Source organism: Asaia sp. As-1742 (assembly GCF_011753235.1).
GTDB classification, from domain to species: Bacteria; Pseudomonadota; Alphaproteobacteria; order Acetobacterales; family Acetobacteraceae; genus Asaia; species Asaia bogorensis_B.
The window spans coordinates 207,337-219,726 of record NZ_VWWA01000001.1; the positions used below are offsets into that span (position 1 = coordinate 207,337).

At 61.9% G+C, this 12,390-nt stretch carries 14 protein-coding genes; 4 read left to right on the forward strand and 10 right to left on the reverse strand.

Annotation, left to right across the window (positions count from 1 at the left end; translation table 11 throughout):
• The first annotated feature begins 190 nt into the window (after positions 1–190).
• Positions 191–1,438 (forward strand): DUF3142 domain-containing protein, encoded by a 1,248-nt coding sequence (locus tag F3J08_RS00800; protein WP_166928065.1) that lies wholly within the window; start codon positions 191–193, stop codon positions 1,436–1,438.
• Between the two features lie 192 nt (positions 1,439–1,630).
• On the opposite strand, the gene F3J08_RS00805 is transcribed toward F3J08_RS00800, so the two are convergent.
• Positions 1,631–1,834, reverse strand: a complete 204-nt coding sequence (locus tag F3J08_RS00805) for a hypothetical protein (protein ID WP_166928066.1) — start codon at positions 1,832–1,834, stop codon at positions 1,631–1,633.
• A 21-nt stretch (positions 1,835–1,855) separates the two neighbouring features.
• Between F3J08_RS00805 and F3J08_RS00810 the strand changes: the two genes are divergently transcribed.
• A complete protein-coding gene (locus F3J08_RS00810; RefSeq protein WP_166928067.1) occupies positions 1,856–3,583 on the forward strand; it encodes a hypothetical protein in 1,728 nt (575 codons plus the stop codon).
• Positions 3,584–3,631: 48 nt separating this feature from the next.
• On the opposite strand, the gene ccmI is transcribed toward F3J08_RS00810, so the two are convergent.
• From ccmI to F3J08_RS00845, 7 genes are read right to left on the reverse strand one after another with little or no spacing between them, the layout of a single operon-like run.
• Positions 3,632–4,429 carry a c-type cytochrome biogenesis protein CcmI gene (ccmI, locus tag F3J08_RS00815; protein ID WP_166928068.1) on the reverse strand — a complete coding sequence of 266 codons (798 nt, stop codon included), beginning with the start codon at positions 4,427–4,429 and terminating at the stop codon, positions 3,632–3,634.
• Positions 4,426–4,884, reverse strand: a complete 459-nt coding sequence (locus F3J08_RS00820) for a cytochrome c-type biogenesis protein CcmH (RefSeq protein WP_370458650.1) — start codon at positions 4,882–4,884, stop codon at positions 4,426–4,428. Before F3J08_RS00820 ends, ccmI begins: the two co-directional genes overlap by 4 nt.
• A 50-nt stretch (positions 4,885–4,934) precedes the next feature.
• Positions 4,935–5,525: a redoxin domain-containing protein gene (locus tag F3J08_RS00825; RefSeq protein WP_166928070.1), complete on the reverse strand. Its 591-nt coding sequence runs from the start codon at positions 5,523–5,525 to the stop codon at positions 4,935–4,937.
• On the reverse strand, positions 5,522–7,540 hold the full coding sequence (locus F3J08_RS00830; RefSeq protein WP_205206604.1) for a heme lyase CcmF/NrfE family subunit: 2,019 nt from the start codon (positions 7,538–7,540) through the stop codon (positions 5,522–5,524). Before F3J08_RS00830 ends, F3J08_RS00825 begins: the two co-directional genes overlap by 4 nt.
• Positions 7,541–7,550: 10 nt before the next feature.
• Complete coding sequence (gene ccmE, locus F3J08_RS00835; protein ID WP_166928310.1) at positions 7,551–8,066, reverse strand: cytochrome c maturation protein CcmE; 516 nt, start codon at positions 8,064–8,066, stop codon at positions 7,551–7,553.
• 35 nt (positions 8,067–8,101) lie between these two features.
• Positions 8,102–8,299 carry a heme exporter protein CcmD gene (gene ccmD / locus F3J08_RS00840; RefSeq protein ID WP_166928071.1) on the reverse strand — a complete coding sequence of 66 codons (198 nt, stop codon included), beginning with the start codon at positions 8,297–8,299 and terminating at the stop codon, positions 8,102–8,104.
• A complete protein-coding gene (locus F3J08_RS00845) occupies positions 8,296–9,057 on the reverse strand; it encodes a heme ABC transporter permease (RefSeq protein WP_166928072.1) in 762 nt (253 codons plus the stop codon). The genes ccmD and F3J08_RS00845 overlap by 4 nt, the downstream gene beginning before the upstream one ends.
• A 215-nt stretch (positions 9,058–9,272) precedes the next feature.
• Between F3J08_RS00845 and F3J08_RS00850 the strand changes: the two genes are divergently transcribed.
• Positions 9,273–9,695 (forward strand): EVE domain-containing protein, encoded by a 423-nt coding sequence (locus F3J08_RS00850; RefSeq protein WP_062165862.1) that lies wholly within the window; start codon positions 9,273–9,275, stop codon positions 9,693–9,695.
• Positions 9,696–9,711: 16 nt separating this feature from the next.
• Here the strand turns inward: F3J08_RS00850 and F3J08_RS00855 are convergent, their stop codons facing one another.
• Positions 9,712–11,148, reverse strand: a complete 1,437-nt coding sequence (locus tag F3J08_RS00855; RefSeq protein WP_166928073.1) for a PLP-dependent aminotransferase family protein — start codon at positions 11,146–11,148, stop codon at positions 9,712–9,714.
• Between the two features lie 107 nt (positions 11,149–11,255).
• On the opposite strand from F3J08_RS00855, the gene F3J08_RS00860 reads away from it, so the two are divergent.
• On the forward strand, positions 11,256–11,894 hold the full coding sequence (locus F3J08_RS00860; protein WP_166928074.1) for a pyridoxamine 5'-phosphate oxidase family protein: 639 nt from the start codon (positions 11,256–11,258) through the stop codon (positions 11,892–11,894).
• A gap of 328 nt (positions 11,895–12,222) precedes the next feature.
• Here F3J08_RS00860 and F3J08_RS00865 read toward each other — a convergent pair whose 3' ends face one another.
• Positions 12,223–12,360 carry a hypothetical protein gene (locus F3J08_RS00865; protein WP_166928075.1) on the reverse strand — a complete coding sequence of 46 codons (138 nt, stop codon included), beginning with the start codon at positions 12,358–12,360 and terminating at the stop codon, positions 12,223–12,225.
• Positions 12,361–12,390: the final 30 nt, after the last annotated feature.

Below are 12,390 nucleotides of genomic sequence, written 5' to 3' on the forward strand. Positions count from 1 at the left end.
GAGGATCCGGGGAGGGCCCTGAGCGTGCTGGCCGCCACGGGTTCTGGTCAGGAATGTGGAATGGGAGGGACGACCTGCCCTTGGCCGCAGGTCTTGGCAAGGTGTACGATCCCCGTCTAGATCTTCCCGACAAGCTCCTTCGATGAGAGTCAGAGCCCCGATGGCTGCATCTGAATGCAGGAGGTGAATTGTGCCCAGATGGCGTACCGCACTCGCCGGGGCTTTCATTCCTCTCGCTGCCCTGACCGCCATTGTGGGCCTTTTTCTTGTACGGTCTGCCGCTCCCAAGCCCGTGCAGCTGCCGTCAGATGCCTATATCTGGCAGCGTCAATGGCGGGATGAACTGCTACGCTCCATCACGCAGGCTGCGCCCTCTATCCAGACCTGGCACATTCTAGCCGCCGAGTTCGATCAGGCCGGCCAGTGGCATGATACGGCGTTGCTCAGCTCAAGACAGGTTCTGGCATCGCATCGTGTGATCGCCGTGTTCCGCCTCAGCGGTCGGATAGAAGCGCTCGATCCTGTGCAAACAGGCCAGCATATCGAGCAGGTGCTCGCCCGATGGCAGACGCTCGGCCTTACGCCGGAGGGGATTGAGATCGATCATGACTGCCCCACTGCGCGGCTTGGTGATTATGCGACATGGCTCGATGCACTTCATCGCAGATTGTCGGGGCGCTACCGTCTGACGATTACAGCCTTGCCAAGCTGGATCGGCGCCCCGGCGCTCGGTTCGGTTCTGTCCCATGTCGAGAGCGTCGTCCTGCAGCTTCACGCCGTCAGCAATCCGGCGGGCGGCCTGTTCAGAGCCCATGAGGCCCAGCGCGACGCTGCCGGCTTCGGCAGGATTTCACCCGTTCCTTGGCAGATTGCGCTGCCAAGCTACGGTACCAAAATCATATGGGGGGAGGCGGGCCAGCCGGTCGCGGTTGAAAGCGAGATGGCACGCGGCATTGCCAGAGGGGCGGGGCAGGAACTGACCGTAGCTCCGGAGGAGGTCGCGCAGTTCATGGAGCGTATCGAGCACGCGCCGCCCGCGGGTCTTGCGGGATGGATCTGGTTCCGCCTGCCGGTTGCCGGTGACCGACGCGCCTGGAGCCTGCCTGCGTGGCTGACGCTGGTCAGGCACGAGCCATTGCGCAGGGCACTCTCGCTCGGCCTGAACCCGCAGGGTGCAGCTTTGTATCATATCGTGTTGAGAAATGACGGCACGATTGACGCCACGCTGCCGCTCATTATCCATGCTGACAAGGGCTGCGCCGGTATGGGGGCGCAGGGGCCTTATCGTCTCGATTACGACCAGGCTGGCCCGGTTCTTGTCAGAACGGGTGAGGCGCTGCTGCCGGTCGGACAGGAAATTGTTGCGGGCTGGCTGACCTGCCAGAAAAAGAAAGATCAGATCAATGTCTCAGCGCAGGACGTTACCCCACGCTTCTGAAGGCCATGCACCCCGCCAAAAGCGGCTGACAGCAAGGCAGGGGGCCTTGCTTGGCGTGCTGGTTCTGGTGCCTGCAAGCCTTGCCGGCGTCATGGCCTGCGGTCCGTTCTTTCCCGAGCCGTTGCTGAATGACCGTACACACACGCTTGAGAAGCTGCCTTCTTTTTCGTTTTCTTATGCAATCAGACATCTTTATCCCGGACAGAAGGTAACACCGGAGCCGTCGCCAGGGTCAGAGGCTGCATCGCGCCCCCGGATGAGGATAACCCAGCCGAAGCCCGGGCGCGTGATCTCTACCAGAGCGGCGCGCAGGCCTATCGCGACCCCAATAGCGCCGATCACGGGATCGACGCATTCAAGGCGGTTCTTGCGATTCCGGACGCCAGCAACGCGCATGAGAAAGTTGCGGCAGCCTTCATGTTGGGCAAGGCGTATAGTGCTTCGGCTTTTGCGTCAGCCAACGATCCGGAGCATGACCTGACCGAAGCCGCCCGGGCCTTTGCCCTGACGCGCTCGTTGGTCGATGCGGGCGCATACGACCCTGACGCCCTGGCCAAGGCCTCATGGGGTGAAGAGGCGAAGCTCTATCTGCGCGGCGCCAATGGTCTGTGTGGCTGGCACGAAATGGAGACGCACGCCCCGTGCACGACCAGCCTGAGGAAGGATCTGATTGGCAAAGCGCTCCTTCTTTATGTGCATCAGGTTGAATCCGGATCCTACGCCGGTGAGGACTCCTTGCGTTACGTTCTTGGCTGGATCGCGCAATATCCTGATCTGGTGAGAGCACTCGCCGCTGATCCGCTGTCGCGCAAAATGCTCAGCGCCTATGCCCTGTCTTTCGATTATGACGATGACCTCGCCCATTCATCCCTGAAAAATCTTGCGATTGCCGTGCATGAGCAGGGCGTCAAACCGGATGACGGAACCGATCTGCTGGCGGCTGCGGCCTATCGTCAGGGTCAGTTCGATCTGGCGCGGGATTTCGCGGGACAGAATCCGTCCCCTCTGGCTGCCTGGGTGCGGGCCAAGCTGGCTGTCCGTGCCAATGACACAAAAGCCGCAGCGCTTGCCTATGCCGAGGCGACCAAAGGGTTCCCAACACTGTCGCCTGCGCAAGACCCTGCCATTGCAGTGCGTATGCAGGGCGAGCAGGGTGTGCTGGCATTGTCGCGCGGCGAATATGTTCAAGCGTTAGTCTGGCTTTATAGAGCTGCGCAGCAGGCTGGACCGGCCAGCGATGTGGAGGTCGATGCCGCCTATGTCGCTGAGCGCGTGCTGAGCGCCGATGAACTCATGCAGTTTGTGGATGCCAACGTGCCCCCAACGCTGCCCGAGGCATCTGGCGCCCGATCATCCGGAGAACAGAATGGCCAGGCAGAGTCGGTGGATGTGCGGCCCGTTGACCCAATGCCAGATATGATACGGTCACTACTCGTGCGTCGCCTGATCCGCGAAAACCGATTTGCTGAGGCTCTGACCTATACGGATCACTTCCGTGCCAAGAGTGGCGATTATGAGAGCGAACGCGGTCAGCCACGCGATCTGGCAAAACTGACTTATGAACAACTGATCAAAACCTATGCACAGGCGCTTTCGGATGCAAAATCACGCTGGACCAGAACGGGGCGGGCTGAAGCCTGGTTTCTGGCGGCACGGATCGTGAGGCTCTATGGCATGGAGCTGATGGGCACGGAGATCAGGCCGGATTATTATATCTGGGGCGGGACTTATGGCTGGGGTGCCGACATCGATCCTCGCTCGGTGCAAGGTCCAGTAGCCCAGCAGCCGCCTGCCTCAAGAACCTTCGTAACGGCGCAGGAAATCGCCCGGTTCGACAGCAGCGCAGTCAAGCCTGATGTGCGCTATCATTATCGCTGGCTTGCCGTCAGCTATGCATCCCGTGCGGCTGATCTCCTGCCCCCGCGCTCGCAGGCTTTCGCGGCTGTACTCTGTCAGGCAGCTGGGTGGCAGACCGACCAGACCCAAGCGCTCTACCGGCGTTATGTGCGCGAAGGAGCTGTTGTCGATTTTGCCCCGAAATTCGGCAATAGCTGCACAGTCAGGCCCGCTTTTGAGCAGACCCGTTTTTACGGGCTCCGCAAGACGTGGCAGCGCGTTCGAGCGGCGATCGCGCGTCGGGTCTGAGGGGCGTTGCGTTCGCGCAGGAAGTGTGGCGACAGGCTTGGGCTGATTTCAGGGGGTGTTCTCGTGTTCGCCTGTCGCGATGCGGGCCTCGACCGCCATACGCCACGGGGCATCTGCCGGGGCTTCATCCACAGCGCGTCGATACAGGGCGAGACTATCGGGTGAGATGTGACCGTCACGACGGGTCTGAAGCTCTGCCACCTGCACGGCCAGATCGGGGATGAAGCGTACAGCCAGAACACGACGATACAGGCCGATAGCCTCATCGGGGCGATTCATGGCCTCATCCACCTGTCCCAGCAGCAGGGCCGATCGGATGAAATCCGGGTCCTGAGGCGAGAGCGTTGCCACCTGCCGGGCCAGCTTGCCGAAAAGCGCCTGCAGTTCCGGCGAGACAGTACGCGTGCGGTCCTGATGCGGCTGGGGTGGGAGTGACGGATGACCGTTCACCAGATAAAGCGCGAAACCAGCGATGGGGAGCACGGGTAGCCAGAGCACAGATTTCCAGAGCCGCATACCTTGTGAAACCTGGGCCCGATGGCCCTCGCGATTATCAGGATCCACACGTGCTGCTGGCAGGGCGCGGGCTGTGAGTCCGTCATCGGGCAGCGCGTCGGCGGCGAGAATGCGACGCTGTATCTCCAGCCGTGCCTTGCCCGCCTCAGTGGGGTCGATCAGCCCGGAGGCCATATCCCGATCGAGTTCGCGTAACTGCTCGCGATATAGCGCGAGGGCTGACAGGCGTGGCCCGACGGGTGGGATCTGGCGCTTCGACTGGAGGAATATCAGCCAAAGCAGCGGCGAGAGGGCCAGAAGCGTGACAAGCAGGAAACCGGTCCAGCTCATGACTTGCTCTCCTCACGCAGCAGACTGGCCAGACGCGTGGCTTCGGCTTCAGTCAGGGGAGGTTCTTCCTGCTTGCGGCGCATCATCACAAGGGCCGAGCCAATACCGACGGCAACCGCCAGAGCCGGCATGGTCCAGAGCAGCAACGTGGCCATCGAGAATTGCGGCTTCAGCCGGATGAACTCGCCATAGCGATGGGTCATCCATGCCATGATCTGGGCGTCGCTCTCTCCTTTTGCCACATGCTCGCGCACGACATGGCGCAAATCGCGCGCCAGCCCTGCGCTGCTATCCTCGATGGATTCGTTCTGGCACACCAGACAGCGCAATTGGGCCCCTATGGCAGCCGCCCGCTTTTCCTGTGCGGGGTCGTTCAGCATCTCGGACGGATCGTCCAGCGCCAAAGCCCGACCGGATATCAGGGGTGTGAGGGCTAGCAGCGCTGTCAGCAGAATAACACCAAGCCATGCCGGAGCGAGAGAACGTAAGCCCAATCCTGACGGGCTCATGGTGACCTGCCACCACCTGTAGATGGGGCAGACGCCTGCGTGGCGAGAGGCAGGATCGTGTGATGAAACAGGGCGTCATCAAGCGCGGCCGCGCCATGCCATGCAATATGCCCACCCGGCATGACAAGAAAACTCTCAGGCACGCCGGTTACGCCCCAGTCGATGGCGGTCATACCGCTTTCATCCAGTCCCGTGCGTGCATAAGGCGAGCCATCGCGCTCGATGAAACGATGGGCGTCCTGTGGCTTGTCCTTATAGGCAATACCCCAAAGAGCAATGTCGCGGCTGATCACCCGCAGGGCGGCCATCTCTGCGACGCAGGGGATACACCAGGAGGCGAAGAAATTAACAAGCACAGGCACAGGGCTGGCTCTAAGCTCAGCGGTTGAGAAACCGTCACTTTGCCCGGTGAGACCGGGCAGCGAGAAATCCGGAATTGTCTCGCTCGCCTGATCGTTACGGATGGCATGAGGGTCGAAGGAACCGTCCTGCATCGCTGCCAGCATCTTCCAGCATCCCAGCCCCGCAAGCGTCGCCCCGGCTACGGGAAGCGCCATGAACATCTGGCGTCTTGTCAGGCGTGTCATGGGCGTATCTCCTTCGCGACCGGCAAGGTAGAAGCTGTGCGGCCTCTACTGGGCGCACCGAGGCGATGGCGTCGATCCGACAGCGAAAGCGCCCCCCCGAGAGCCATGATCACACCGCCAAGCCAGATCCAGGGGGCAAGCGGATTATTGTGAAGGCGCAGCACATAGCGGGTCTGCGCGCCTGTACCATGAGCCTCACCTAGTGCAGCATAGAGGTCACGCAGCAAGTTGGTTCTTATGGCGACATCGGTCGTCACCTGATGCTGGCTTGTGAAATCACGACGCGACGGGTGCAGATGGGCAACAACATGCCCGCCGCGCACGACGGTCAGGTCGGCCACGAGCGCGCGGTAATTCGGGCCGTCCTCCTGTCTGGCGCCATCGAGCCGCCAGACCAGCGCACCCTGCTGGATCGTCTCCCCCACGCCGAGTTCCACCACAGAATGGCTCGCCTGTGACATGCCAGTGAGACCCAGCACCGTCACACCCACGCCGATATGGGCCAGAGCCCCGCCCCATACGGCGCGGGGGAGTCCTGCCACGCGCTGGTGCATGGTCCGGGGTATCGCACTCCACCGGGTTGTGGTGACGCCAAGACGGACGGCCAGATCGGAAAGACTGGCCGCAATGACCCAGAGCCCTGCCGCCGCACAGAGCGCAGGCAGAAGGCCGTCGAGCAGAATGAGCGCGGTTGCAAGCCCAACCACAGCAAAACAGGCCGCCGGATAAAGGCGCCCCAGCACCGGCGAGAGGCGTGCACGCTTCCAGGGCAGCAGAGGACCGATACCCATTGCAAGCAGGAGGGGCAGTGCCAGCGGAATGGTCGTGGCATCGAAAAACGGCTTGCCGACCGAGAGGGTACGCCCCGTCAGGATCTGCATGAAGGGGGGGTACATGGTGCCAGTCACCACCACCGCGCACAGGGCGCAAAGCAGGATGTTATTGAGCACAAGCCCGCCTTCGCGTGAAAACGGTGCAAAGATGCCCCCCGAGGTGAGCGAGGGGGCTCGCCAGGCGAAGAGCACAAGCGACCCGCCTATGACGAGCGCAAGCAGACCCAGAATGAAAATGCCGCGGGCAGGGTCATTGGCGAAGGCATGCACCGAATTGAGAATACCCGAGCGTACAAGAAATGTGCCTGAAAGCGAGAACGAGAAGCTCGCAATGGCCAGCAGAACGGTCCAGATACGCAGGGCATCGCGTTTTTCAACCACGATGGCCGAATGAACGAGGGCCGTTCCGGTCAGCCAGGGTATGAGCGAAGCGTTTTCCACCGGGTCCCAGAACCAGTAGCCGCCCCAGCCCAGCACATAATAGGACCACCATGAGCCCATCGCGATGCCGCATGTGAGAAACGCCCAGGCCGCCACGGCCCAGGGACGGACCCAGCGGCCCCAGGCCGCATCCACGCGCCCCTCGATCAGGGCAGCGACAGCAAAGGCGAACGGCACGGCAAACCCGACATAGCCAGTGTAGAGAATGGGCGGGTGGAAGGCGAGGCCGGGGTCCTGCAGAAGCGGGTTCATGCCCTGCCCGTCATCGGGTGCTGGCCAGATGCGTTCGAACGGGTCGGAAGTGAGCAGACAGAAAAGCTGGAACCCGGTCGATACGCCACCCAGAATGGCCAGCACGCGGGCCTTAAGCACAAGCGGCAGGTTGCGGCCAAACAGGGCCACGGCGCCTCCGCACAGGGCAAGGATAAGCGCCCAGAGCAGAACCGACCCCTCGTGATTACCCCACACGCCCGTGATCTTGTAGAGCAACGGCTTGCTCAGGGCAGAATTCGCGGCCACGTTCTGAACCGAGAAATCATCGCTTACCGCGCAGGCAATCAGGCTTGCGAAGGAAAAGCCCAAAGCCAGAAGCTGGGCTACAGCCAGCGCCGGGGCCAGATCGAGCAGCGCAAATCTGGCGCGTGCGGCCCCCCAGAGCGGCAGGATGAACTGGGCCAGTGCGATCACGCAGGCCAGAGCCAGTGCATAATGGCCTTGTTCGGCCCCCAGGACAGAAATCATGCGACAGGCATCATGGCGTTGTGTGACCCTTGGCATCGTCACGGATCATGCTCGTCCAGCTTTCGGAACTGGGTGGTTTGCCAAAGCGCGGGTCCCATTTGCCGCTGCGTTGCAGGGCTTCGGCCACCTCTTTCGGCATATAGGTCTCGTCATGCTTGGCCAGAACTTCAGAGGCAGCAAAGGGCGCGCCGACATGATAGCTGCCAAGGGCGACCACACTTTGCCCTTCCCGGAACAGATCCGGCAGGATGCCCTCGAAACGCACCTCGACGGCGGCTTGCCCATCCGTGACCCTGAAGAAATTGACCGGTGTCTTGCCGTCCGTTTCGCGTCGGAGCGACCCCGCCACGACCATGCCGCCAAGGCGAATCACCCGGTCAGGCGCGGGTGGCTTTTGCACAAGCTGTGAGGGCGCCATGAAGAAGACAATACTGGAGGAAAACGCATTCAGTACCAGCGCCGTCGTAATGGTGAAGCAGGCGAGGCAACTTAGCACAAGCCATAAACGCCGGGATTTGCGGGTCATGCGACGCTTCGGGCGCGTCTGAAAGAGCGCATCGCTCATGAGGTCGCCTCCTGATCGGGGAGCGATCCGGTACCGCGGCGTCCGATGCTGCGGTGTCTGGCTCCCTGCCGCTGTTCGAGCAGCATGAGGCGGGCTCTGGCGCGGCGCAGCCGCATCACGAGAGGCAGGGTAAAGGCACCGATCATCACAAGCGTCGCGGCATAGGAGGCAACGATATAGGGCAGATGGGTCACGCGGCCGGTCCCTCCTGCATGAGCGACCGGGTCATGATCTGTCGGGCCCGGGCTTCGAGAATGGCGGCCTTGAGGCGGCCTGTCACAAGGGCGGCGAAGCCGAAGGCAAAGCCGGCCATGCAGCATGAAAGCGGCAGCAGCATGGAGGGCGGCATGGCAGGGGCATGGGTCAGCGTGATGCTGTCGGGCTGGTGCAGGGTATTCCACCAGTTGACGCTGAACTTGATGATGGGCAGATCAATGACACCGGCGATAGCCAGAACAGCCGCGGCACGATAACCGCGCTGCGGATCGTCGAAGGCCTGAATCAGCGCGATATGACCGAGATACAGAAAAAACAGCACGAGAACCGATGTCAGCCGTGCATCCCACACCCACCACGTCCCCCACATGGGCTTGCCCCAGAGCGAACCGGTGATCAGGCACAGTGCGGTAATGGCAGCGCCTAATGGCCCGATCTCGACGGCGGCAAGGTCGGCCAGAGGATGCTTCCAGACGAGGGACAGAACCCCGCATATGGCAAGAGCGGCATAGCCACCCGAGGCCAGTATCGCCATGGGAACATGGATATACATGATCCGTACGGCATCCCCCTGCTGCCAGTCTGCTGGCGACCAGATCAGCGCCCAGACCAGACCGACGCCAAGCGTCAGGCATGACAGAAGGGCCAGGAGCGGCAACAGCCATTGCGCCAGCTTCAGGAAGCGCCCCGGATTGGCGTAACGATGCAGGAACGTTCCCTGTACGGGCCGTTCCACGCTTTTGCCTCCCTTGGTATCTTGCGCAGTTCCTGTCACTTCGTGCTTCTCTCCCCCTCGATTGCGGTCATGATATAGCCCGCTTCAGCCACCATCCAATGCAGGTTTTGACGGAAAGCCGTCCTGATACGGGATTCATGGCGGGGGAGGGAGGCCATAAGGTGCAGTTTCTTCCGATAACCCGAACAGGTCAGGCCGATAAGAGAGGGACGATAATGCAGTACTGGTTGATCAAATCCGAACCCGAGGCCTTCTCATGGCAGCAGCAAGTGCGCAACGACATCGAGCCCTGGACCGGTGTGCGCAATTACCAGGCGCGTAACAATCTCGCCGCCATGCGTTGTGGCGATCTGGCATTTTTCTATCATTCAGTCTCGGACAAGGAGATCGTGGGTGTGGTCCGGGTTGTCCGTGAATCCTATCCCGATCCGAGCGCCGAGGGCGGTAAATGGGTCTGCGTGGACGTGCAGGCCTGTGGGGCCTTTGAAAATCCGGTTTCTCTCGCGACCATCAAGGCTGATCCGGCCCTGGCTGACATGGCGCTTTTGCGTCAGTCACGTCTCTCGGTAGCGCCTGTCACCGAAGGTGAATGGCACCATCTTTGCCATATGGGAGGGTGGAACAAGCCCAAGGGCTGAGCCTGCGGCAACGGGCTCAAACGGCCGGCCCACCTTCGAGGACGCCGCGCAAAAGGGCGGCAAGTCTGGCCGGGTCGTCTTCTCGCAGCGAGGCAAAGCCCATGATGAGCCCCTCCAGCGGTGTTCGCTGGCAAAGGGCTGACAGACGCCCCATGCGATACCCCGCTGCACTGAGCGCTGTCAGGCAGGCTGTCTCGAAACCTGCATGTTCAAGGATCGCGCCGATTTGCACCCCGCCATGCGGCGGCGTGACATGCAGCCCTTCCACGGTTGAAAGAGCGTGGTAAAGGGCCATGCCCCGCTGCTGGTAAAGACGCGCGATACGGCGCAGATGCGCCCGGTATTGCCCTGTTTCCATCAGGGCCGCGAGGGCAAGCTGGGCGTGCAGATTGGCGGCGAGGCCCATTGTGCGGTGTGCCGCCCGCAAGGGTGCAACCAGTGGCTCGGGCACAGCCATCCAGCCTAGCCTTAATCCCGGCAGCAAGGCTTTCGAGGCGGAGCCAAGATAGAGCCATTCACACCCCGTGCCATGCGCGGCGAGCGCGGCAATTTCGCGACCATGCCACAGGAATTCGCTGTCATAATCGTCCTCGAGTATCAGCGCATTCTGGGCTCTGGCGCGATCAAGAAGGGCGAGACGTCTGTCCAGCCCCATGCGACCGCCCAGAGGGAACTGGTTCGATGGCGTGATATAGACGAGACGCGCTTCGTGGGGCAGCTGGCTGACCTGCATCCCGTGATCATCCACCGGAACGGGGACAATGTGTGCGCCTGATGCCATGAAGCTCGCACGGGCGCCCAGATAGCCGGGATCCTCTACGGCAACCACATCACCGGGGTCGGTCATGACCTGCGCAATGAGCGTGAGCGATGCCTGCGTGCCTGGCGTGATGATGATCTGCCCGGGGCTGACACGCAGCCCGCGATCGCTCGCAAGGCGGGTGCTGATTGCCTCACGCAGGGCATGAGCCCCGTGATACCCGCCATAGGCGGCTTCATCACCGTGATTCTGGCGCGCAACACGACGCAACGTCTGGGCCCACAGATCGGCGGGAAACTGTGCCTCGTCCGGGACACCGGGGGATAAGCGACCTGTATCGCGTTGATAGCTTGCTGCTCGCGGGTCTTGGGCAAGAATCCTGCCTCTGTCCGACAGGGCGGTCGTGCCCCCCGTAACTGTGCGGGGTGAGGGCAGGCTCATGCAATGCACAACCGGGCGTCGTCCGGCCCGCATATCGAGAATACCTTCCGCCCGAAGCAGGTCATAGGCCGTGGCGACCGAACTGCGCGACAGGCCGAGCATGGCGGCGGCCTGTCGCGTCGAGGGCAAGGCTTCGCCATGCGCCAGTTTGCCCGATTTTATGGCGCGACCCAGAGCAGCGAAGAGCTGGACCGGCAAGGGGGCAGATGTGTGTGGATCGACGCTGAACAGGGCGGGCAGGTAAACTGGCATGGCGAAAAACCATAAAACCGGCTCTCGGATCAGTCCAGTTCCTGCGCTAACGCCTTTACGAACGGTGCCGGATCAGGGGCCGCATGCCGAGCAAGGAGAAAAGAGCCATGATTCCCGATTATGCCAAGGCAAGGCAGGCACGGCGCGCGCATTATGATGAAGCCACCATCCACGCCATTCTCGATACGGGATTGGTCGGGCATGTCGGGTTTGTGGTTGATGAGCGTCCAATGGTCATACCGATGGCCTATGCCCGTATCGGCAGCACGCTCTATCTGCATGGCGCTTCCAAGACACGGATCATGGCGCTGGATGGCCAGAAGCTCTGCCTGACCGTGACCCAGCTGACGGGGATCGTCGTGGCCCGCTCTTCATTTCACCACTCGGTCAATTACCGCAGTGCGGTTGTGCATGGCACTGCGAGGAAGGTTCTCGCGGAGGAGCATCAGCTGGCGCTCGATGCCATAACCGATCATCTTCTGCCGGGCCGTTCGGGTGAGGTGCGGGCCATGACGGCGCAGGAACGCAAGGCTACAGGCGTCCTTGCCCTCGACATCGAGGCAGCCAGTGCAAAGATCAGAACAGGCGGCCCGGTCGAGGATGATGCCGATCTGCCCTCCACGCAGTGGGGCGGCGTGGTGCCGGTTGTGACCGCTCTCGGGACAGGTGTGCAGGACGGCCATACCCCGGAAGGCACGCTGCCTCCCGCGTCGCTGCGCAAGGCACAGGCAAAATTTCTGGCCTGATCAAGCAGTGAACCCTGTCGTGGACGCGTCTTTGGAAAACAAGGTTCTTGGGGTTCTTTGACTCTGATGCGTCCCGATGGCCGAGGAAGCCTGAGTGTCTGACGATTTCAAGTGTTGGGCAGGCAGTATGGAGGCTGGTTGGTGCCGCGTAACCCGTGCTTAGCGCAATCACGAGTTGCGCTGGCCGAGGGAGAGACCGGCCGTAGGCTTCGCAGCATCACGCATCAAACCTCTGTCGCGCAATCCGAGCCGGGTACGAGGCTTGGAGTTTTACTGCTCCACAGCGATCCGTGGTGGGACACGCAGCCTCGCGGGTGAGCCTTTTCTCTCAGCCACCATTGGCTGGCTTGCCCCAAGCTGCCTGACCACATGGCAAGGCATCGGCAGGCGTGATCGGTGCGCGCAGCGACGCATCACCGGGAAGGAATGGAAAATCCCGGTGAAGGGCTCTCGCAAGCCTGACCACCCATATCCAGTGCAGCAAGGAAAAGGCGAA